This is a genomic window from Bacillus cereus group sp. MYBK227-1, assembly GCF_051916325.1.
Lineage (GTDB): Bacteria > Bacillota > Bacilli > Bacillales > Bacillaceae_G > Bacillus_A > Bacillus_A cereus.
This window is the reverse complement of record NZ_JBQAGK010000001.1, coordinates 1206832-1229868: the sequence shown is the minus strand read 5'-3', so window position 1 is coordinate 1229868 and position 23037 is coordinate 1206832. Positions and strand designations below refer to the sequence as shown.

The window sequence follows — 23037 nt, the reverse complement described above, 5'->3', positions numbered from 1 at the left end:
ATATCGTAATCGTAATGACCTGCTATCTCGTTAATTAACCCGTTAATGTATGCTTGTTGGCTCATATAGCTATACCTCCTAAGAATTCATCTATAAGTTTCTTGTTAGGATTCACACAATCTTTTCCTAGCTCTCTATTGAAAAACAAGATAGTCCTATTCATAGCTTCACTATCAGAGCTAGTCCCTAATGTTGCAACGCCTTTATTGTCTGACTCCATTTTGGCTATATCTGAGAAGTCAATATATTCTCTATTTAGGTTGATATTACCGAAGTAATACTTATTAGTGTGACTAGTTCGTTTAACATTGAGTAATCCTTTATCGTCTAACTCAGATACGTGTCTTTTAACAGTTATTAATGAATTACCTGTGAGTTCGGCTATCTCGGTGAATGTAATAGCTTGTCCACTAGCTATGTTATTACGTATTGCTTCAAAAGTTTCCTGTACTTTAGGTTTAACCATGAGATCGGCAAATTGGTTTTCTAGCTCTGTAAATTCATTCTTAATGATATCCGCCTCAGGTGATTCCCCTACTTGATTAATAAACTCATTATATTCAAACTCTGTAGCCAATCCTTTTAATCCTAATTCGTTTCTCCAATTAATGAAATTCTCCCAGTTTCTCATTAGTTCCCCAACCCCTTTTAATTTACACTTGACTAGATAGATATCTTTGTGATACGATTATTAGTTGTTCTTCCTCTACTTATAATTTTATTACGTTTCAAAATAAGACACAAGATATATGTATAAAATCTTTATTTATTTAACTTTTCACCATTTAAGCGCTGCTCTCGTGGCAATCCTAAAGTGTTCAAAAATGATACTCTGCTAAAAAAAACAACGGAATAATGCGGTCTCAGAGGCTCTCGTCCCTAGAGCCACAAGGGTTTGACCCCCTGAAGGGGAAATCGAAAAAGCAATCTAGCTCTATGTGTATATGTGCTAAAGAGAAGTACCCTAGAGAGTAAACCTAGAGAGTTAAACTAATAGTCCTAGCTCTAGAAGAAAGAAATAATTAAAAGGTCTAAAGAGGAGTAACTCTAGAGAATAACTAATTAGTAATAACTCCGTTAGAAAAGAAAAAAAGAACTAACGAGGAAGATACTCTAGAGAATTACTTTAAAGATTTACCTATCTCGATAACGAGAAAGAAATACCTTTAAAGCTTTAACTCTAGAGATGCTATCTCATACAGTTCTTTAATATTTAAGATCTTAAATACATAACCTAGAGAAGGATATCTATTAGAGTATTCTATAGAGCTATAACTGCTGGTTTACCAGCTAGTACTTCTCTATAGTCTTCCTCATAAGTATTTGTAATAATTAAACATGAGACCGAATAATCTAATAGGCTTACTCCTAGTTATCTACATGATAGTGACTAATAGGTGTATGTCCAAGAAGTATCCTGCCTCTGTAGTTCGGCCCTAATAGACGGAAATATTTTAAATAAATTGGCTATAGGAGCTGGCAACTGTTGAGAATAAACTCGATAGGCAATGTCTGTAGGTATGGAACCTGTGAGGAAGCGTCTAGGAGGCATATAGTAACGGAGATCAGTTAGGAGAGCGCTGATTAGTATATATTCTACTACATAGATTCAGTATCGTCGTACATATGCCCCCCTGCCTTCCTCTTTTTGGGGTACCCCTAGAGCCAGCCAGCTCATAGTCGAGCTCACAAGATGCCCTCACAGGCACCACACAGCCTCCTAACGAGCCACAACCACAGAGGTAGTCTAATTAGTATCACCCGAGCGTTGTCGTCCTCACAGGTAATTTCTCGTGTACCATACGATGAGTGGCACATGCAGTAGACTAATCAGGCGATCTCTACTGTGTACACTGAGTAAGCACAGGGTAGTGTGGTGCTTGTTAACATAACACTGATTATAAGAAGTAACCTGTGAGACAGACAAATAAGCTACAGCCCTAGAGCCACCTGCTCTCATTGTACCTACTAGGGTATATCCTGCATAATTATCTGCATGGTAACTGTGAGTAAGGCCTGTATGGATATACACAAGGAACGCCGTACTCATAGGGTTATGACTCAGGAGTATGCACGATTGTATGCACTCACTTTCGAGAGGATTTACTTTCGAGGTAGTGACTTTCGCCCTCTAGAGTTCGGACACTTTCGGGAGATAGTTCACCGCCATAGCTCTGTTTGTGTATATGCTCACAGGCTCCGCATCGAGGGGGAGGTTTTGCTTTTCGTCATCATCAATTCTTCTATTAGATTACTTCCCAAGTTTTATCGTCCTCATAATACTTAATACGAGTATAGCTTGCTACCCATCTAGGATTAATCCCATGAGTACGACCATCTAGCACATTCTTAGCGTAAACCAATTTAGCCCTCTGAATGATTGCCACCTCTACAGAGCTAGCGTTTGCGCCTACACAGATAAACTCTTGACCGTTAACTTCAAAGTGAACACCTAGCTTAAACTTACGTTTCTTTTCTTTCTTTTTAAATAGGCCAAACATTTCGTTTCCCCCCTTAGTTCTCATAAATAGTTATTCTATTCGCTCTCAAGGTTTTCCTATCATCCTTCTTGGAATGTCTACCTCACAAGTGTCCCTGAATAATTTACCTCTGATAGTTATTGACTCACAAGTCTGTAACCTCTATAATTTTCCTAAACGAATAACCAAAAGAGTGGTCACTCATAGATAAAACCTCATCAGGTCTCGCATCCGCCTCTACTTCCGCTGAAAATTCATTATCCGCTATGGTAGTTGGTGTATGTACACACCCGAATTATCGCGGAAATGGTTACGCTTCACTCATATTACAAAAAATGATCCAAGACTTTATGAAAGAAGACCGAACACTTTGTTTATTTTATAACAATCCAGCTGCTGGACGAATTTATAAACGACTAGGATTTAAAGACATTGGAATGTGGACGATGTATCGATAATAAGAAGTACTCTATAAGAGGAAATAGTTGTAACTTAGCAATAAAAGCCGATTACACAAAAACTTCACACCGTTGTTATGAAGAAACTACTTGAGGAGCGAGGACTCTAACTAAAAAATGGTATGCATTCAAACTAAATTTAGACAGATAAACGCCCCAATTGTTGCATCTACTCCAGCAATTGAGGCTACCTGTTTATTCTCAAATTCTTTCCGCTACAAATAGAAATATTTATGAAAGATTTATCTCACTTATGTCACTATTATCTTTACGTGCAAATGCCCTTCTTAATATTACTGCTTCTTATTATACTTTACTTTAAAATCAATATATTCCTGTCTCGCATCCTGATTATTACCTTGCTGACTATCAAAATATGTGTGTATCTGTGATATATATTTTACTAACTTGCCTTCATCATTTCTCTTCTTATAATTCATTACGATACTTACTTGTAATATCTGCTCTAAGCCATTTTTAGAATCTATATGCAATGCGATTGATCCACCACCATATTCATCATATTGTATTTTCAAGTTATCATTAATAATGCTCTGAAAATCTGATTCAGTTAATTTGTATCCAACAGTACTAGGTTGATCAAACTTTTTTATATCACCTTTGGGCTTCATCTTTAGTTTCCCTATTCCTTTTAAACGATCTACAATTAAGTTCACGTATGAAACATCTAGATTTGAATCCGGACTTTGCACCTTTTCATTTTTATACATAATATTTGTACTATAATTAACTTCTTCTTTATAATTTTTATTATCTACTTCCGAGGTAATTTCTTGTGTTGTATTTCCATATAAACTTTTATCTTTCGTATTATATATGCCTTTCGAAGTTTGATAGATTGTTTTACTGTGCTCTCCATCTTCCTTTTGCTCATATGTACTATATATACCTCTTTGTTTCACATACGCATATCCATCATCACTCGCAGACATAACCGTTTTCATGTCACCTTCATCCAAAGCTTTGACAAATGGCTCATACTCTATCTTCGTCTCCCCAAAACCACATCCACTTAATAAACTTGATACTATTAACAGAACTATCATCATCCTAGCTTTCTTCTTTAACTTCATACTGACACCCCGCTGATTTCTCTAGGCATTTTTAGGTTCATTACATTCCCATTTTGATAGTAATATAGTTCACCTTTACTTACCGGTATTTATTAACTCATACAGATTATATTGAAGATACTTTAATTTTTAATAGCATTGATTTATATACAATCCTTAATTGCTTATATATTCTATTCGAATTTTCAGAAACCAAAACTTATTTTATTTCTTTAGTTTTCTTTTTTCCTTCTCTTCATAAAGCTTTAGTCTTTTCTGACGTTCCCTTTCGTGTTCCTCCCATGAAATATAAAATGATGGAAATTTAAATCTACAATAGGCTAATAATTGGAACTCTGCTGCACCTATGGCTACCGCGTACATGATTAGAGTTCCTCCCGCATACAATCCTAAAATATTTTGTGTATAATCATTATGCACATAAATTAAAATGAGAAGAGTTAACACATAAATTAGAGCACACTTAATTGCAGTCCTCTTTGTTTTACTAAAAAATGAAGAGGACTCTTCTCCCGTATTAAATGCCCCTTTACTTGCCTGTCTAAAAGTATCAATAGTCGCTAAAATATGTAAAATGACTGCACCTAAAAATAATAACCCGACATACATTAATGTAACTTGATCAATTGAATAATTTGACGCTCCTGGAATTATCAACATTGTAAATGTTATAGTGCCTAGCTGAAACGCATATAATAGTACCACGAGTGTTTGTAGTTTCTAAAATTTAAATGGCATCTTAGGAAACAAATAAATAATAAAAAAAATTACTTGAAGACTATAAAGCACTAACTCAAGGCTAACAATTATTTTATCAAAGAGAGTCGGGTAATAACTCCAACCAAACCTTATTAACCCTCCAATAAGAAAAAACATTATTAAAGAAATAAAAAACATCGTTCCAAACATAAATCCTGTCGCCCAATCGGGACTTAAGCGATTCTTGCAAGTACTTTTAAATTCATTTAAATCTTCTTCTTTTATATTCCATATATAATTACACCATCTTTTCTAAAATCATGTAATAACTCTATTTTTGTAGACAAACTAAGAGTAAATAAGTGTTTTTGGTATTTCATATTAAACTAGCCTTTTTTACTTTTTTTAACAAACACAAAATACAGCGATAGCATTAGTATTAAGCCTATTCCACAAACCAATACACCTCCATATTCTTTCTGGTATAAAAAAATAAACATAGTAACAATATAGCTCGGTATTGACAAAATAATGAGCCACTTCCCCAGAAACTCTGCTATTTTATATAGAATTAAAAAGATAAACATACTCCCCACAATAATAGGTGCTATTACACTTTCAAATAAACCTTTTTCTTTTTTTACAGCTTTAGAATCTTTATTCAAGATATTACATTCCTCCCTTTACTAGTTAATTTATGAATAATGTATTCATTCTATCTTCAATATAAGTTTACAAGTATCATTTACAACTTTCATTTCAGTTTTTGTTTCGCTTTTGTTCTTTCTCTCTTATTCTTTTTCTATTTGCTATAAATTCTTGGCGTTCCTTTTCATGTTGTTCCCACGTAATATTAAATGATGGGAATTTGAAGCGACAATACACTAACAGGACGAATTCTGCTGATACTACAGCAAATGTATATAATATTATTGTTTGTATCACATAAATTGCCATTTCATCAAATGCATAATTAAGGTTTAAAAAAATAAATACAAGTAGAACTATTACAATGATTGTCATTCCAATCAATAAATATAATTTCGTATTAGTAAAAAACGAGACAGCCTTTCCTTCCAATTTATATCCCCCATGCTTTGCTTTTCTAAAAACATCAATCGTTGCCACAATGTGCATACAGATTGCACCTAATAGTATTAAACCAACATAAACCAGTGTTTTATTATCACATGGAAAATCAAAGATTTCTTCCACCACCATAGCCATAAATGGTAATGTTGCTAACTGAAAAGAATAAAATACAGTCACAATGGTTTGGAGTTTCTGTAATTTAAAAGCAATTTTTTTAGACATGAATAACATTAAAAAAACGAACTCCAAAATATACAATTTCACTTCAGTTTGTACAACCATCTTCTCAAAAGGAGTTAAAGAAATCTTATCACCATTCAGCAAAAAAATTAAAAACATAATAAGCATGGGTATAGAAGTATATGCAAAAACTCCTACATAAAAGATTCTTATATAATCCGGACTTAATCGATTTCTATTTTCAATTTCAAAAAGACCCATATCTTCTTCTCTTATATTCCACATTCAGTTTTTTCACCTTCTATATAGTTTAAATAATTCTCATACACTTAAATTCTATTTCACCCTTATTTACTTTTCGTTTTGAATTTTTTATTTTGTTTTCGAGTTCTCCCACGCATTCTCTCATTTTCTTCCCAAGTCATATTAAATGATTTAAATTTGAATCTACAGTACACCAATAGCTGGAATTCTGCTGCACCAACGGCTACTGTATATAGTAAAACAGTACCTATTACATATCCAATAAAAGTATCAAACGTATAATCATTATGAAAATAAATCAAAATAAGTAGGATTAATGCGTATATTAAAGCCCCTTTCATCATAGTTTCTTTTGTTTTACTAAAAAAGGAAGCGGATCTTTCATTCATGCTAAATGCACCTTCACTTGCCTGATTAAACGTATCAATCGTTGTCACAATATGAACAATCACTGCTCCTATAAATAAGAAACCTACATATACTAATGTAATCTAACTTTTTAAGTACATTCATCTTTGTGTAACTAAATTTAGATAATCTTTTATGTATAATTACCGTACATAATCAGAATGCTTTTGATAGTTCAAATAGCCTTCTTTCTCCTCAAAAGCTCTAAATATTCTTCTCTCTTTCACTTAAGCATATCCCTCATACTCTATTTTTGTTTCCCCGAAACTGCACTCACTTAGTAAAAACATTACTGTCATCACAATTGTATCGAGATAATATAGCTCTTTAATTTTATCTTCAGAAAGGTGATAACCTCCCATCAACAATATGCTAGGAGGTTATTACAGTTATTTAAAATTTGTTTTTTATTTTAATGGATTCGATTTTTGCAAATAATAATGTTATTTAATTTGAGAGAAGCGAATACTAAAAACATACTGCTTAATAACTCGTAATTAAGTCTTCACCCTCATATCTAGGGTCTTTCTCAACTTTACCATCTTTTGTTTTGATGATTTTTAGTCTACCTAACCACTCTGCTCCGTTATATGTCTCTTCACTTACCCATACATTATGCTTTTTACCATCTACCTCAACTACTAGTGTGGGGTGTGTAAACATGAATTCCTTCTCTACATGCCTACCTACAATTTCTGCATGTAATGATGTACCTTCTTCAACTAGTTTACTATTTTGATACCCTTCGATAATAGGTAATCCAATAAATACAAAGAATATCAGTCCAAATACGATTACTTTCTTCTTTGTACTCCATTTATTCTTTTCTTTCAATTCCTTCTGTCTCGCTTCTCTTTCTTCCCGTTCATCCAAACTCTCATTTAAAGCATCTTCCCATGCCTTAATTTCCGCTTCGATTTCTGCTTCAGCTCTTGCTAGTTTTTCTAGTTGTTCATCGGTTGCTACCATCTCATATGAGTTATCTCCAACCAAACGAATTTCAGTACCATTTTCTTTTACTTTTCGCAAGTCTTTTTCTGTACAATTAAACTCTCGAATGATTTCCCCTTGTGTGTTTACCAATCTAACGTAAATGTTTTTTTTCTCCTTCTTCTTAAACATCTGCACTCCCCCTTATTTGTTTCCTATCATAGATAACCCTATTGCAATTAAGAGAAAGAAAACGATAATAAGGAAAGTCTTCCCTTTGCTTACTTGTGTTGTAGAACCTTCCAAGACAGCCCATATAAAAATTGGGAAAAGAAGAATACCTAGAAGAATATCAACTAACTTTTTGCTACTCTTCTTTAGTGGTTTTTCTTCTACTATCGGTTTTATCTGAACAGCTTCTTTTCTTATTTGTTTCGGTTTCTTTTTCTTGCGTCTATGATTCACCCAACTTACTCCTTTTAGAATAACTTTTTCCTAACTATAAAAATACCGAAATATCCCCATTTTCCATTTTATAAACCTGTCCAGATATTACAAAATCTGTGGCTTTAATGGCGCCATCCAAAGGACCATATTCATTTATAAGACTGCGGCAATTCTTCATATTGGTCCCGTATACGTACTTAACCACATCCTTATTTAAAACAGGCGCAGGATTTAAAGCTAATACGTTTATATTATCTTCTTGATGTCTTAATGCAACTGTATTCGCTGCTCCGCCACCTAAAGAGTGCCCTAGTAAAGTTATCTTCTTTCCTTTATTACTCGCCTTGACTTTTTCATAAAATTTTTCTGCTTGACTATACTGAAATTCCGCTAATGATCCCAATATAGGTGAATTAGTTAAATTATGCAGCCAAATTGCTCCATCGGTTGCTAAATAGCCTATTTGGCTCGGTTGGTTTCCAACGTATACAATGAAAATTTCATGCGTGTTTCTTTCCTCTAAAGCATATGCCCCAAATCCAGTCACTGAATGAATATCATCAGAAACTATAAGATTAGCATTAAAGTTGTCTTGTAACTTCTGTTTATTTATTATTGGATCAGAATTATTATATTTTTTTCTTGTCCATTATAATCATAAATATCTCTTGCCGATAATCTTAATTTTCCTACATCACTACTTAATTTATAATCTTCCTCGTTCACCATATTCTCCCCCTTATATATTAATGGCTTTCTTTAAATTTCTTTTCATATTGTAAGTAATCTTTTTTTGATTTCCGATTATTTTCTTCTTTATTATGTAAATATGTTGTTATTTCTTGATCATGCCTAATCATATTATTTTCTTCATTTCTTTGTTTATAGCCTATCGAAATTGTTATCTCTGTTATTTCCATCGGATTTTCCTTTGTATCCTTAGCAGAATTAAATTCAATTAGTAGTGTTGCATAACTAAACTTCTCATACTCTAATCCTAAATTCCCATTAAATAGCTCTTTAAATTGAGTTTCTGATAAATTATAGCTTATCGTAGCTGGTTGGCTGAAGCTTTTTTTATTCACATTTGGTTTCAATTCTTTTATTCCTTGCACTCTATTGAGCATTAATTTTATATTAGACATATCTCCCCCTCGATTTGAAGCTTCTAGCTGTCCATTTTCGTATCTTATATCTGACTTGAATACAACTTCTTCTTTATATTGTGGGTTGTCACTATGTTTTTCATCCTCAACTGGAGTATTGACTTTCTTTTGTGCCTCACCAAAAAGAATATTATCTTTAATACTATAAATACCTTGCGTTGTTTGATAAACTACTCCTATTTGCTTATTATTATCCTCAATAAAAGTGCTATCCCTAACCTCTTCTTTCACATACGCATAGCCATCATCACTCGCAGACATAACTGTCTTCATGTCCCCTTCATCCAATGCCTCTACTAATCTCTCATACTCTATCTTTGTCTCTCCAAAACCACATCCACTTAATAAACTTGCTACTATTGACAGTACTATCATCATCTTAGCTTTCTTCTTTAACTTCATACTGACACCCTTATTCAATCAAAATAAGCTTTCCTCTTTCCATTTTGGAAGAGGAAAGCTTATTTCCTTTTAAATTTATTTTTTTCCCTTTATTTCTAACTCTTGTGCTTGTTGTTGCTTTTTATTTTTTCAATTACTTTTTCAACAAACTCATTCCGCCACATTTTAAACTTAGCTGCGAATTGACCTTCAATTTTATTTCGATACCCTTCAAATTTAACCTCTGCAATATCCGTGTGGTTAAATAATTTATACGTCTCTTCGGTTAAACCCACTGGATGCAACACTCCGCCATAATCATAGAATGTGTTTTCATCAAGTAATAAACCTCTCGTAGTAATTACATACTCCGCATCTTCCTCTTCTTTAAGACCCAATCTTACAACACTGCCTAAAGGTAATACTTTATCCATATAGTCTTTCATATTAATTCACTGTCCCTTTTAGTACGCTAATTTTCTCTTCTATTTTTTGTCTTTTTTTCTCTAATTGACGGATACGATCAATAAATGCCTCACGTGTTTTTCCTTGTAATGTGCTATCAATACTACTCTCTAACCTTCTAATATCTCCCGTTAAAGATGCAGCTGCTTTTTCCAATTGCACTACAACGTTTATAATTTGTTCTCGTCCACCACTAGCTGGAAATGTACTATGAACTCTTGACATTATCGTATGTAAATCCACCTTCATACCCCTCTCTTTTAAATTTATAAACTTGGAGTTTTAATAATATGAAACTGCTCCTAATTCTTCGTCTTTTGCAAACATAGAAAATACCGCTTCTGAAACATCGTCGTTTAATTGTTTTAAATCTTTCGATAACTCCTTCACATCTTTAGCAATTTCACCTAATAAAGAACGGTTTATCCCCCTACTGTTATCATTCATAAAGAGATTTAACAATGAGTGACGATGACTTAATATATGTTCAGATACAATTGCAGCTACATTTGTATCAACTACAAAATCTCCTTTAAACAAATCTAGTAAATCTTGCACGTAAGAAGCTGCAACTTCTTTTGCAATATCTAAAATTTCACTTGTAGCTAAATATACTACAACACTTCCAGCTAAAAAATTTATAGCAGTATTAAATACAGACTCTAATACTTCTAAAACTTTTTCCTTACATTTCGCTAAAGTTGTTTCAATCCATTCTACAGCGATATCTACCGCTCCTTTTATTTCAACTGTAGCCATTATACTAAATTGGATTGCTTCTGCTGTAATTTGGGATTTTAGCCCTTCATACTTTGTATTTAATCTTGAAAAACCTTCTTGAACTATATCTTTTAGCTTTTCAAGCTCCTTGCTACCTTGCATAACGTCCGAGTACCATAATATCCCACCTAAAATAGTAGAAATTGGCGTTACGCTTAGTATCAAATTAATTGCATTTCCAGCTATTTTTTCTTCCTGGATAGAAACTTTTCTATGAAATACGTCATTTATAGTTCCTGTATATATTGCACCAGTAGATTGGGAAAGCTCCAGAATCCCCGGAATAATATCCCACCCTGTATCATTATCACTTGCTAGTTTATCAATCCATATTAGATGTCCATTCTCATCATAATCCTTCACTGTAAAAGCATATGAGTGACCAGCTTGATTCGGAATTTTATACATTCTTCCCGGAAGTGTGAAGTCTGCTGCCTTTATCCCAATATGTAGTGGATCATTCTGATTAATGATATTCCGAACATTTTTCATATCAAAGCCATTACCAAACTTATCTACATCTCGATTTAAAACTGGTGCTGGATTTAGCGCCAAAACATCAATATCGTCTTCTTGATGCCTTAATGCTACTGTATTTGCAATACCTCCGCCCAAAGAATGTCCTGTTATACTAATGGTTTTACCATCAGCATATTGTTTCACTTTTTCGTAAAATGCCTCTCCTTGATCATATTGTTTTACTTCTAACTCATGTTCCCAATCATTAAACACTAATTTATTTGCATTGGTTAAATTATGACCACCTATCTCCGCATCCACTACTACATCACTATTATTGTCTTTTCCAGCTTCCGTTCCAACATACGAAATAACAACTTCTCCTGTTTTATTATCCTTAAAGGCATAAGCTGCAAATCCTGTATCTTTATCCACTTCAACTTCTATAAGTGTTGCACCAAATTTTTCTTCTAAAGTATTTATGTTTAATTCCCTGCCGTTTTCTCCTGTTTTATTATATGGCTCTTCGCTGTTATTGAAACTATATATATCTTCTCCTGCTAGTTTCAATTTCCCCCAATCCGAAGTCAATCTATAATTTTCTGTCTTTTCCACACCTTTCGTCAAACCACTTCACCTTCCCATTTAATTACTTATTTTTATATTGTTTTTCATAATTTACAAACTCTTTCTTAGCTTCCTGATTGTTATCTTTTTTACTACTAAAATAAACATATATTTGTTGACTATGCGTTAACATTTTACCTTCATCATTTTTCTTCTCATAGTCAATTGAAATTGTTAATTCTGTTATTTGCATTGGGTGTTTTTCATTGTCTATTGAATCGTTAAAGTTAAGTACAATTGATGCATTTTCAAATTTATTATATTGCAATTTTAATTTATCATTAATTATTTCTTGAAATTGTGCTTCTGTTAAAGTAAATCCAACTGAATTTGGTTCATTAAATTTTTTTCTATTACCATCTGCTTTCAGTTTTAAATTCCCTACACCTTGTAATCTATTAAATATCAATTTCACAGGAGAAATATCTAAATTTGAATCCGAACCTTGAAGTTTTCCGTTTTTATACATAAAGTTGGTATTATATTTTTCTTCTTCTTTATAATTAATATCCTTATGCCTATCCTTTATATCTTTTGTTTTACTTGTTATTTTTTGAGACGTTATTCCATATAACAATTTTTCTTTCAAATTATATATACCTTCAGTAGTTTGATATAGTGTATTATGAATTCTGTCATCACCATTTTTTTCTGTCGTAAAATCAATAACCCGTTCCTTCACATACGCATACCCATCATCACTCGCAGACATAACCTTTCTCATGTCACCTTCATCCAAAGCTTTGACAAATGGCTTATAATCTATTTGCTTTTCTCCAAAACCACATCCACTTAATAAACTTGCCACTATTGACACGACTATCATCACCTTAGCTTTCTTCTTTAATTTCATACTGTCACCTCGTTAGTTACTCTAGGCATTTTTAGTTTCATTATGTTCCCTTTTTGATAGTAATACACTTCATCTTTACCTAATGGTGCTTCGTTGCTTATATATTTTATGTTGAAGATACTTTGATCATTTAATGGCATTGCGATAATTGCTGCTGTTAGTTTACTTCTCATTTTCATAGGTAGAGCTTCACGATTTCGGTCCATGTAGTCGTGGTGACCTGCTAATACAAAGTAAATACCTACTGTACGAGATAAATCAATTAAAGTCGCTGCATCCTCCATTTCTAAATAAACAAATTTACTAAACTCTTCAACATTTGTCATGATAATGAGTTGTTTTGTGAATGCAGGAATTTCTCTACCTTCTTGTCTTGCTTGTGCTAATTCAAGAGCTCGTTCACGAATTACTTCCATCCAATACTTCGCATGCATATTGATTTCATTTTCGTCTACAATGTAGTGCGTCACATCGTCTTTATATTGAACGAAACTATACTCTGCTGTATCCACCAACGTCACACTTTCAAAATAATCTTTATTCAATTGAGATAGGATGCTAGATACAATTTGTTTTCTCATACTATCATCTACACTATAAATCATTAAATGATCATTCACTGCAATATCATGAGCTACAACTTCTACGTTTGCAAAATCAAGCCCCATTGGAATTCTTGCTGCTTGTAGAGCTTTTGTAACGTCTTTATTTTTACGATAAGTAGCAATATCAATCACTTCTGGCATCATTGGAATTGCCTTCGGACGTTCTCCATCCCATTCTCGATCCATATCATTTGCTTCTTGTTGTAATAATTGAATTTGCTGTAATTCATCTTCTGCTTTCGTAGGTAGTGCAACCTGGAATAATGTAGGAGATTCTAGTTTTATTAACGCTCTTCCTGCTGTTTCTTCCACTTTTATATCAGATCTCCCTACAATACTAGCTACTTCACTTTGATCAATCATATATAGGCAAGTTTGGATTTTAATATTATTGTACAATTGAATTCTAAGTGCATTTTGTCGCCCTGCACTAATTAAGGTATGAATTCCTAAACTTGCACCATCTCGGACAATTTGCATAATTAGCATTTCAAAGCTTTCATAGAACTTCGCTTCTTTTACTGCATCATAATTGTCGATTGCAATAATAATATGTGGTATTTCTTTCCCGCTTGCCTTTTCATACATTTCAATATTTGCAACGTCATATTCACTTAATAATCGTTTACGATTTTTCATTTCTTGAGTTAATCTTTCAACAAACTTTAAACATTTTTCAGATTCATCAATCGTAATCGTATCCGCTACATGAGGTAATCCTTTCAAAGGTAGAAGACCATTTGTTCCAAGGTCCACTAAATACACATGCAAATGCTCCGGACTATGCTGACGAGCTACATCCATAATGACTGATTGTAAGAATGTGGATTTTCCGTAGCCTGGACTTGAGAAGACCGCTACGTGTCCGTCTTTACTAATATCTAGTGTTAATGGTGTTTGTGATTGTAATTCTGGCTGATCTAGTAGACCAACTGTTGCTTGTAATGGTTTCTTTTCTTTCGTCCATGCTTCTTTGAACTGAATAGCATGTAAGTCTTGTAAATATACGCTTTCTGGAAGTGGTGGTAACCACGGTCTTGCTAACGCTTCAATTTCATTTATTTCTGCGTAATCGTGAATGTAGTCAATAACAGCATCCAGTTCAGATGGTACGCTTATTACTTCTTTACTGCTACCAAGGCCACTTAAATCTTCACTTAATATTTCATATTGTCCTAGATCATTTATTGCATAGATTGTTGCGTCTAAATGTTCTTTATCCTCTTTGTTTTCTACATAGTCTGCTCCGCTCCAGGCTGATTGGAATAGTTCATAAATTTCATTATTCCCAACTTGTAAGTAAGCACGTCCTGGTAATGTAATTTCAGCAGCATCTGGTGTTTTTAAAATTTCATTACTATCTGACGTATTTTGAACTTTTAATGCTAATTTGAATTTCGAGTTACTCCAAATTTGATCATCTACAACACCACTCGGTTTTTGCGTAGCTAATATTAAATGGATTCCGAGCGAACGACCGATACGCGCTGTTGAAACTAACTCTTTCATAAATTCTGGTTGTTCTGACTTCAGTTCCGCGAATTCATCACTAATTAAAAATAGATGCGGCATCGGCTCACTTACTAAGCCTTCTTTATACAGTTTTTGATACTGATTAATATGGTTTACATCATTTTCACCAAATAATCGTTGTCTTTTTTGCAATTCAGCTTTAATTGATGCGAGCGCTCTCATACTTTGTGCTCCATCTAAGTTCGTAATTGTTCCTAATAAATGCGGTAAGTTTTTGAATAAATTCGCCATTCCGCCGCCTTTATAGTCAATTAGTAAAAAGGCTACTTCGTACGGGTGGAAATTGACTGCTAGAGATAAAATATACGATTGTATAATTTCCGATTTACCTGAACCTGTTGTACCTGCTATTAATCCGTGTGGTCCGTGTGCTTTTTCGTGTAAGTTTAAGTTTACGATATCTTCTTTCCCACGTAATCCAAGTGGTACAGCTAAAGATTTATGCGCTGCATTTTTCTCCCAACGACTTGTGATATTCAGTTCTTTTACTTTTTCAACGCCGTACATTTCTAAAAATGTTACGCTTTCTGGAATACTATTTTTTAAGTTTTGCAAATGATTTAATGGTGCTAATGCCCGTGAAATATCTTCTAAATTGAATCCTTTTGGCACATGATTTAGTTTAAATTGACGGTTAACAAGTTCTCCTTGCTCTAAGATGATGTTCCCTTGTTTTGCATCTCTTATATCTATTACCGTTTTCACATGCTCCGGTAAACTTTGCATAACATCTTGTACAAATACAAGTGATACACCTAATTGACTCGGATCATCATTAAAGAATTCCATAACAACATGGTCTAATATTAGTTTTTCATCTGTAATGAGAACGACATAGTGCGGTGCAAAGTACATTTTTTCATTAGTAGAACTTTTTTCATCTAGTTTTAATTTTCGTTCTTTCAATATTTGATACAAACTATTTAACACTTGATCACGGCTACGATCATGGTATACAAATCCACGTACATTTATATCGCGAACACTTCCATGAGGTAACCAGCGCATCCAATCCCATTTTTCTTTTTCTTCTTCCGGAAAAATAGTAATAAACTGCAAGTCATAATAACTATGGAATAAAGCCGTTTGTGCAACTAATAATTGTAATTGCTCTAACACTAAAGAGCGTTGACCAATATAACCGACTGGTCCATTCATTAAATCTGTTACAACTGGTACATCTTCCAACGATAGATAACGCTGTCTTAGTTCACGTGCTATATCAATTAATTCATCTTTCGTTTGACTAAATTCTTCTTCATTAAATTGAATTTCAAAACTCGTATTAGCTTGTCCTGTTCCAACGCTAAATGTTAAGAAATCATGATGTAACATTGTTTTTTCATAAATTCGAGGATTTACTTGAACTGCCATATTACGTATTACTTCTACATTTGGATTGTGATAATGTAATGCGTGACGCTGTTTTTCACTTTCTGCATGTAAATCTTTCGTTTTTTGTTTTATATACTCTCTATAGCTTTTATCTCGTTCAACAATATCGACTTTATATTGCTTTAAATTTTTTATATACGATGTGACAGAAACAATGATTGTTACTAATGTCATCGCAATCGATGCGATAATAAACATTCCATATTTCATGAAAATAGCAAGTAATACAGTTACGACAATCATGACAAGTGAAGGTGCAATGATTCTTGCTAAATGCTCCGTTGGTTTTGATGGCATACTTGAAGGCTTTGCAATTGTCATTTTCTCTTCTGGTTCACGGTAAATAATACGTGGTGAACGATGATAGTCTGGATAACCACTTTGATAATTCGTTTCTGATTCTACTAAAATAGGTAACTCAGATTTCACTTTATCTTCTGAAGAAAGTACTTGAATGTCTTCACTACCAATCTCCAATAAAATACCATCAAAATATAATACGTCTCCTGATTCCAACATAACGCTATCTTTTAACTTCGTATAATTATGAAATACATCCCCGCCATACACGTTCACTTTAAAAGAATCGTACAACGTTTCGCGAGATAGCATTAAATCTACACTAGTCCCGGTAATAGAAATATCATCGTAATCGTTTTGACTCACTGTAAGAGAATGTTTCGTTCCGATATCAAACACTTTAGTTGTGCCAACAATAGATATAAAGATTTTCAAGCTCACATCTCTTGTTTTCCCAATCTCAATTTCCTTATTGAATTCTATTAATTGATCCTGTACCATCCAAGCATTTACTTCATTATTCCACTTTAACTCTACTTCTTGTTCTAAACTTGGATTCGTAATATCGTTTGTCCACTCTTTTCCAATCGACACTATTGATTGCTCATTTGGATGTAATGTGCACTTATATATTTTGTCTCCATAAGTCAATACTAATAGTTGCTCCATCCGTGTTCACTGCTCCTTTTCAACTGTCTCATCAAGTGCTTACTCTTTTTTCTCTGTGTCCGACAAATTTTTATCGTTTGATGAATTGCCATATTTCTTTTTATATTCATCTAATTGTTGCTCATATGTTTTTAACTTTTGATCACGTTCTTCCCCTGATAAATCTGGATTATTTTTCAGTGATTCAATTTGTTTAACAAGGCCGTACATAATAAGCTGAGGATCATCAAGTGTCTTAGCTAAATCTAATGATTTATCAAAATTACCTTTTCCGTTATACATCCAATACAGCAAATACTTTTCATCACTTTTCAAACTAATGTTTTTCATAATCGATTTCTTTTGAGCTTCACCTAGTTTTTCAGCTGTAATATATGCAAATGCTAACTCATATTTAGATGCAATCGGTAATGATTCAAACTCCTCTTCATTCAATTGCGTAATGACTTTGTCATAATCAGTTGCTATGAAACTTGCATTTGCTTCTAACAATTTATTTTGATAAGGAAATTTTATAAAAGTGAAATATATTAAAGGAGCAGCTAAAATAACTGTCGCCGCTATGAAGGAAAAAGCTAAGTATTTAAATGATTTATAGCTTTTTTTAGGTACTAACTGCATATTTTTTTCTGTTTTTGTTTGTTCCTTCTCAAAGCTGTCATCAAGAAACTGCAGTAATGCATCTAAGCTTTCCATTTGAGCAACGGTCTGTTCAAATGTTGTTTCTTTTGCATCTTTTAGTAACCCAGCATACAAATCATCAAAGTTATGTTTTTGGGAGAATAAAGCAATAATTAGACACTTATATTGTGTTAAAAATTGCTCTTCTAATAATGGGGTTGGCGGAACAATATCTCGAATTCCTCTATGTATAATACTTGGTATTAAATTAGCATTAAAAACTATATTGTCTGGATGTAAAAAGAACGTGATTCGTTTATTTAAATATTTACGAAACTGCGCAACATTCCGAAGTAGTCTTAATTTCTCATTTCTTCCAAAACGGCTAAGATCGTCCCACTTATATAATTTTTTATCTACTTGATATAGAAACGTAAACATATCATCCGTTTCTTCTATTGTTAATGGTACAAATTCAGATGATTCGCCCGTAATTATATCGAATTGACGGAAGTCTTTTATACGTGTTTGAGATTTGGTCATCTCCAATTTCCAATTTTCTTTTTCTATTTGAAATTGATAGTTCATTGCATCAATTTGAATTATTTTTTCCGTCATGTTTATCCTCTTCTCCTTTTCTTTATAACCCGTAATAACTTATTTTCAAATAACTAAAAGTAAAAAATATTCTTTATAAAACTTGCAAAATATCTCCATCTGTTATTTGGTGATCAATTAAACGATCATTATCTGTTAAAACAATTGACTTATTTTTCACTTTAATTACAAAATGTGAACCTTCATGATTATCAATCTTTAGCGTATCTAATAAGTTTTTTAATAAATATTTAATAGATTGATGATTCGGAATACGCAAATCATATGTATTTCCATTCCATTTACTAAAATCTACTGTCACATTGATATGTGTTTGTATTGCCATCACTTTACCTCCAACTTTTACGAAGAACCGTATAAATACCGATGCAAATAAATAGAATGCCGCCGCCAAATAATAATATTATTGTTATACTAATTGGCTCTTCATTCATTGTTTCATTACTCGCTACTTCATCTGCACTTTTTCTGACAATGTATTCACTGCTAAACAAACTATTTTTCGTATCTTTAACACTATTATTCTCTTTTTGTTTTGTAAAAAGAGAATCTCGCAAAGCTTCCATATCTTTTTGTTCTTTCTTTTTCTTTTTCTCAATTTCTTCTTCTATATCTTTGTTAAATAACTCAATCGATGCTTTATCTAATTCTGTTTCCTTATGTTCCTTTTTATTTTTTTCTTGGTCGCTTTCTTCAAGTCGATCCACTTTAAACTTAATCTTCCCATCATCACCAAGATAACTGTCAGCCGCGCTCCTTATCGGTAGCGCGACAAACAGTAAAAGGATAGAGAGAAATGATAACTTAGCCACTATGCTCCATTGTTTGATCATTTACTTCTTTTTCCTCCCATTTCTTATGCCATACAAATAGATTACTAACCAATCCAATAATGGCAATTACAAACAATACGACAAAAATAACTTTCCCAGTATCTTTACCACTAATAAAATCATTTAGAAAACTTTCTATATACTGAAGCGGTGAGAATTGACGTATCTTTCCGACAGAGGACATTTGATCTACTTTACTTCCAACTGCCTCAGTTAAAAATAGGTACATGCTTAAAAATACTAATAGTATAAACATACCTACCATTTTTATTTGTCGTAATAAGTAGGTTGAGACCAATACAAACGCCATCATAATAAATGTGATGAACGCAATCCATAGTAAACTTTGATCCTGACCGAACTTTAAAAGACGCCCAGAAATGATACCTATACTAATCCCTTCCACAATTGATATACCGAAAGCTACTACTGTAGTTGGTACATTCATATCAATTAATGAGAATTTCTCTTCAAAATGATCTGATTGCATTCGTTTCTTTTCTTGATTCGCAATTGCGTATGCTGTAAATAATGCAACAATGAAACAAGTTAATACAATTAAGTACGGTGTAAAAGCATTACCTGCTACAATTACTCCATCATTTTGCTTTTGAACTGGACTAGCTAAAAAGTCATATAGCATTTCATTTTGACGATCTCCAATACGACTATTCGCTAAAATTTTCGTAAAGTTTTTGGAGAATGATTTATCATCTTCCATTTTCTTCGTAAAGTCGTTTAATAATAAATCAGCTTTTGAAACAATTGTCGTTCCGCTGTCTTGAATTTCTTTTGCTTGTCCATTGATTTGATCAAATGTTTTATATACATCGTCTGAAGTTGCTAAACTATGTTTCGAACTTTCGACCAATGACTGACTTTGCATCATTAATGATTTAATACCAGAATCTAACGATAAAACAGCTGTTTGCTCACCAGCATGATTTGCTGTTAATACTTGCTGCTCTTCAACTAGTTTTAAGCTATTCTCACGCCATTTCGCTAAACCTTTTAAATACTCTCCTAAATTTTCATTCATACTAGTTGCTTGTTGCGTCGTTCCATTTAATTTCTCCGCTAGTAGCATAGAATTTTGATCCGCACTAGTAATAGATTGTTGATAAGAGTTTATTTTTTGTTTTAAACCTGACATATCTTGCTTTATTTCTGTAGTAATACTTGATGAAACAAGATTTGAAATTAAATCAATTAAGCTTTGTTTATTTAATACGTAGTACAAAGATTGGTCCGTCGCAATTGCATCTAAACTTCCCTCTTCTAACTTAGGACCTACATCTTTCGTTCTTAAATCAATCCCATAATACATTTCGTAAAGGCTCATTAAACCTTGATAACTTTCGACTGTATCTACTGCTTCTTTTATTAATACACTAGATATATTTTTTGTTAATACTTCTGCTTTTTGATGTACAACTTGATTCGTTGTACTTTCAGTAACTTTACCGTTATCTGTTCCCGTTTCGCCTCCTGGATTTCCTCCGGTCCCGTTATCTGTTCCCGTTTCGCCTCCTGGATTTCCTCCGGTCCCGTTGTCTGTTCCCGTTCCGCCTCCTGGGTTTCCTCCGGTTCCGTTGTCTGTTCCCGTTCCGCCTCCTGGGTTTCCTCCGGTCCCGTTGTCTGTTCCCGTTCCGCCTCCTGGGTTTCCTCCGGTCCCGTTGTCTGTTCCCGTTCCGCCTCCTGGGTTTCCTCCGGTTCCGTTGTCTGTTCCCGTTCCGCCTCCTGGGTTTCCTCCGGTTCCGTTGTCTGTTCCCGTTCCGCCTCCTGAGTTTCCTCCGGTTCCGTTATCTTTCCCCGTTCCGCCTCCTGGGTTTCCTCCAGTTCCGTTATCTGTTCCCGTTCCGCCTCCTGGGTTTCCTCCGGTTCCGTTATCTTTCCCTGTTGTGTTTTCCATTTTTTTAATAATAGGGTTTTTAGCACTGTGTACCAACGGCATTATGCCATACTGTGATTTATGAACCACATTTTCCACCTTGCTATTTTCAGTTTGTGTTCCTTTATCCTCTTTATTAGGTTCTTCTTTTTCAGGACTAGTTTCTTTTTTATGAGTCCCGCTCAATTCCCACTGCCATGTTACAGGAGAGAAAACATCTATATTGATGTTTGGATCTTTTAACTTCACATCCAAGCTAATCTTTATATCCCCTTCATTACGAGGAGCTATTGTAATTTCTCCTGCTTCGCTTTGAAGAAAGTCACTTGTACGATCCACATCATCAATATGTAAGAATCCTGTACTTCCATCTAGTTTAAATTCTTCTGGAATCTTTATCTTCAAAATTTGCGGAGATTCCATTTTAATTACTTTTGCAGTATCACTAAATGTAATTCCCTCTGTATAAAGTCTATCCTTTACTTCTTTAATTGCGTTTCCTAAAGATATTTTATTTACAGGATCATAATAAAAATTATTTTCTTTATTATATTTTTGTGTAAATTGAATTACATTTTGCAGTTGTAATTTCGTTGTATCTGGCAAATCACTTTGACCGATTTCTTCCATGTTTAAACTAGGTAATTTCGCAATTAAATTCTCGATTTGTTTCTTTATTCGAGCATCTGGTTGTTTCATTAATGTATTTATGAAGATTTCTTGCTTTCCATCATTCGACATTGATTGCTTTAACTTCTTAATTACCGTCTCTTGAATATCACTTTCTAACTTCCCTGCAAGTTCTGTATCATATTCAGACACTTGTTTTTTTACATCTGCTAAATATTTTTGAATCGCTGCAGCATCAGTTAAAATATTCGGTTCTTTCTCTGAAAACGTAAATTGATTTGAAATAATTTTATTAGCGGATTCCAATGCACTTAATTGCTTTAAAGCATCGCCTGTATTCATATCATTCATATATTGATTGAATTGATTTGTGAAATTATTCGCTAACAAATTGTTATCAGTTTGCATTTTTTGAAAGTTATTAAAACCATCTAAGTACGTACTGTTTGATTTATTCCCTTCATCTAACGCTTGACCGAAACCTTTTAAAACATCCTGAAATCCTTTGAAACTATTAACAGAAACACCTGTATAATCTTGTACTGTTTTAAATTGATTTGTGTAATTCGCTAACGGACTATGTATATCTTTTTTATACATAGTTGTTTGAACGTTTCCTTTTTCAATTATTTTACCTATATTATCTTGCGCACCTTGTAGCTTACCGATAATACTCGCAAAATAAACGTCGATTATTTGCTTATTGAAATCTTCTAAAATAACAGAAGCTGTATTTTCTGCCTCAGCTTTCAAATCCTTATTCCCAGTTGCATTTACTTTGTAGTTTAACGTTAATTTCTCCGGAATCTCTGAATCAATCGCAACTGCTTTCCTAGAAAAATCATTTGGAATAACAATCATCATATTGTAATTATTATTTTTCAATCCATTTTCTGCTACCCCGCGACTAACTACGTACCATTCTTGTTTCGTATTTTTATTTACATTTTTAACAAATTGATCTCCAAACGCTATTTTATTGCCCTCAAATACAGTGCCCTGATCTTCATTTACCAACGCAACTGTCATTTTTGGTGTAGTATTCTCATTAGCTTTCTTAACATTTTGATTTAATGCTAAATAGGAGACCCCTGTTGATAGTACAAGAGCTAAAATAATAAACAACAAGATGCTCCATTTGAACTTTTTCACTACTTAT

16 protein-coding genes and 6 pseudogenes are annotated in these 23037 nt (G+C 33.4%); 1 reads left to right on the top strand and 21 read right to left on the bottom strand.

Translation table 11 applies throughout. The features are described from left to right. Positions 1–61: 61 nt before the first annotated feature. Positions 62–631, bottom strand: a complete 570-nt coding sequence (locus ACTFRM_RS06565; RefSeq protein ID WP_322375394.1) for a hypothetical protein — start codon at positions 629–631, stop codon at positions 62–64. A gap of 1615 nt (positions 632–2246) precedes the next feature. Then, positions 2247–2501, bottom strand: coding sequence for a hypothetical protein (locus ACTFRM_RS06560; RefSeq protein WP_440043129.1), 255 nt, complete (start codon positions 2499–2501; stop codon positions 2247–2249). A gap of 206 nt (positions 2502–2707) precedes the next feature. Here ACTFRM_RS06560 and ACTFRM_RS06555 point away from each other — a divergent pair. After that, positions 2708–2938: pseudogene (locus tag ACTFRM_RS06555) on the top strand (GNAT family N-acetyltransferase); the annotation flags it as partial. A gap of 293 nt (positions 2939–3231) precedes the next feature. Here the strand turns inward: ACTFRM_RS06555 and ACTFRM_RS06550 are convergent. The 19 genes and pseudogenes from ACTFRM_RS06550 to esaA all read right to left on the bottom strand — a co-directional run bounded on the left by ACTFRM_RS06550 (position 3232) and on the right by esaA (position 23030). Beyond that, positions 3232–4032, bottom strand: a complete 801-nt coding sequence (locus ACTFRM_RS06550) for a DUF3952 domain-containing protein (RefSeq protein WP_000768483.1) — start codon at positions 4030–4032, stop codon at positions 3232–3234. 204 nt (positions 4033–4236) lie between these two features. Then, positions 4237–5025 (bottom strand): annotated as a pseudogene (locus tag ACTFRM_RS06545) (hypothetical protein). A gap of 92 nt (positions 5026–5117) precedes the next feature. Continuing rightward, the gene (locus ACTFRM_RS06540; protein WP_001030798.1) at positions 5118–5396 is read right to left on the bottom strand and encodes a hypothetical protein; all 279 of its coding nucleotides are present in this window, start codon (positions 5394–5396) and stop codon (positions 5118–5120) included. Positions 5397–5490: 94 nt separating this feature from the next. Beyond that, on the bottom strand, positions 5491–6288 hold the full coding sequence (locus ACTFRM_RS06535; protein ID WP_063220156.1) for a hypothetical protein: 798 nt from the start codon (positions 6286–6288) through the stop codon (positions 5491–5493). A gap of 62 nt (positions 6289–6350) precedes the next feature. Beyond that, positions 6351–6758 (bottom strand): annotated as a pseudogene (locus tag ACTFRM_RS06530) (hypothetical protein); the annotation flags it as partial. A 400-nt stretch (positions 6759–7158) separates the two neighbouring features. Continuing rightward, a complete protein-coding gene (locus ACTFRM_RS06525; protein ID WP_048519319.1) occupies positions 7159–7797 on the bottom strand; it encodes a hypothetical protein in 639 nt (212 codons plus the stop codon). 12 nt (positions 7798–7809) lie between these two features. Beyond that, the gene (locus tag ACTFRM_RS06520) at positions 7810–8070 is read right to left on the bottom strand and encodes a hypothetical protein (protein WP_001016543.1); all 261 of its coding nucleotides are present in this window, start codon (positions 8068–8070) and stop codon (positions 7810–7812) included. A 37-nt stretch (positions 8071–8107) separates the two neighbouring features. Then, positions 8108–8781 (bottom strand): annotated as a pseudogene (locus tag ACTFRM_RS06515) (lipase family protein); the annotation flags it as partial. A gap of 17 nt (positions 8782–8798) precedes the next feature. After that, positions 8799–9620, bottom strand: coding sequence for a DUF3952 domain-containing protein (locus tag ACTFRM_RS06510; RefSeq protein WP_000768463.1), 822 nt, complete (start codon positions 9618–9620; stop codon positions 8799–8801). A gap of 95 nt (positions 9621–9715) precedes the next feature. Then, positions 9716–10045, bottom strand: coding sequence for a DUF4176 domain-containing protein (locus ACTFRM_RS06505; protein ID WP_142341481.1), 330 nt, complete (start codon positions 10043–10045; stop codon positions 9716–9718). A 1-nt stretch (position 10046) separates the two neighbouring features. After that, positions 10047–10307 (bottom strand): hypothetical protein, encoded by a 261-nt coding sequence (locus ACTFRM_RS06500; protein ID WP_000363098.1) that lies wholly within the window; start codon positions 10305–10307, stop codon positions 10047–10049. A gap of 39 nt (positions 10308–10346) precedes the next feature. After that, the gene (locus ACTFRM_RS06495) at positions 10347–11930 is read right to left on the bottom strand and encodes a lipase family protein (protein WP_000160313.1); all 1584 of its coding nucleotides are present in this window, start codon (positions 11928–11930) and stop codon (positions 10347–10349) included. A 22-nt stretch (positions 11931–11952) separates the two neighbouring features. Beyond that, positions 11953–12783 carry a DUF3952 domain-containing protein gene (locus tag ACTFRM_RS06490; RefSeq protein WP_000768472.1) on the bottom strand — a complete coding sequence of 277 codons (831 nt, stop codon included), beginning with the start codon at positions 12781–12783 and terminating at the stop codon, positions 11953–11955. Beyond that, positions 12780–17009, bottom strand: a pseudogene (gene essC, locus ACTFRM_RS06485) (type VII secretion protein EssC); the annotation flags it as partial. The pseudogene essC and the gene ACTFRM_RS06490, both read right to left, overlap by 4 nt. Next, a pseudogene (locus ACTFRM_RS06480) lies at positions 17004–17285 on the bottom strand (FtsK/SpoIIIE N-terminal domain-containing protein); the annotation flags it as partial. The pseudogenes essC and ACTFRM_RS06480, both read right to left, overlap by 6 nt. A gap of 39 nt (positions 17286–17324) precedes the next feature. Continuing rightward, positions 17325–18524: a type VII secretion protein EssB gene (essB, locus tag ACTFRM_RS06475; protein WP_000136611.1), complete on the bottom strand. Its 1200-nt coding sequence runs from the start codon at positions 18522–18524 to the stop codon at positions 17325–17327. Between the two features lie 73 nt (positions 18525–18597). Then, positions 18598–18849 carry an EsaB/YukD family protein gene (locus ACTFRM_RS06470; protein WP_001007571.1) on the bottom strand — a complete coding sequence of 84 codons (252 nt, stop codon included), beginning with the start codon at positions 18847–18849 and terminating at the stop codon, positions 18598–18600. A 4-nt stretch (positions 18850–18853) separates the two neighbouring features. Continuing rightward, positions 18854–19357 (bottom strand): type VII secretion protein EssA, encoded by a 504-nt coding sequence (gene essA / locus ACTFRM_RS06465; RefSeq protein WP_000595656.1) that lies wholly within the window; start codon positions 19355–19357, stop codon positions 18854–18856. After that, positions 19329–23030, bottom strand: a complete 3702-nt coding sequence (esaA, locus tag ACTFRM_RS06460; RefSeq protein WP_168403614.1) for a type VII secretion protein EsaA — start codon at positions 23028–23030, stop codon at positions 19329–19331. The genes essA and esaA overlap by 29 nt, the downstream gene beginning before the upstream one ends. Positions 23031–23037 lie beyond the last annotated feature (7 nt).

What these genes read in the sequence shown, in the direction of transcription:
- ACTFRM_RS06470 (WP_001007571.1), bottom strand. Translation starts at nt 18,849, where the DNA reads ATGGCAATACAAACACATATCAATGTGACAGTAGATTTTAGTAAATGG.
- ACTFRM_RS06565 (WP_322375394.1), bottom strand. Translation starts at nt 631, where the DNA reads ATGAGAAACTGGGAGAATTTCATTAATTGGAGAAACGAATTAGGATTA.
- essB (WP_000136611.1), bottom strand. Translation starts at nt 18,524, where the DNA reads ATGACGGAAAAAATAATTCAAATTGATGCAATGAACTATCAATTTCAA.
- ACTFRM_RS06550 (WP_000768483.1), bottom strand. Translation starts at nt 4,032, where the DNA reads ATGAAGTTAAAGAAGAAAGCTAGGATGATGATAGTTCTGTTAATAGTA.
- ACTFRM_RS06535 (WP_063220156.1), bottom strand. Translation starts at nt 6,288, where the DNA reads ATGTGGAATATAAGAGAAGAAGATATGGGTCTTTTTGAAATTGAAAAT.
- ACTFRM_RS06560 (WP_440043129.1), bottom strand. Translation starts at nt 2,501, where the DNA reads ATGTTTGGCCTATTTAAAAAGAAAGAAAAGAAACGTAAGTTTAAGCTA.
- ACTFRM_RS06505 (WP_142341481.1), bottom strand. Translation starts at nt 10,045, where the DNA reads ATGAAAGACTATATGGATAAAGTATTACCTTTAGGCAGTGTTGTAAGA.
- essA (WP_000595656.1), bottom strand. Translation starts at nt 19,357, where the DNA reads ATGATCAAACAATGGAGCATAGTGGCTAAGTTATCATTTCTCTCTATC.
- ACTFRM_RS06525 (WP_048519319.1), bottom strand. Translation starts at nt 7,797, where the DNA reads ATGTTTAAGAAGAAGGAGAAAAAAAACATTTACGTTAGATTGGTAAAC.
- ACTFRM_RS06510 (WP_000768463.1), bottom strand. Translation starts at nt 9,620, where the DNA reads ATGAAGTTAAAGAAGAAAGCTAAGATGATGATAGTACTGTCAATAGTA.
- ACTFRM_RS06490 (WP_000768472.1), bottom strand. Translation starts at nt 12,783, where the DNA reads ATGAAATTAAAGAAGAAAGCTAAGGTGATGATAGTCGTGTCAATAGTG.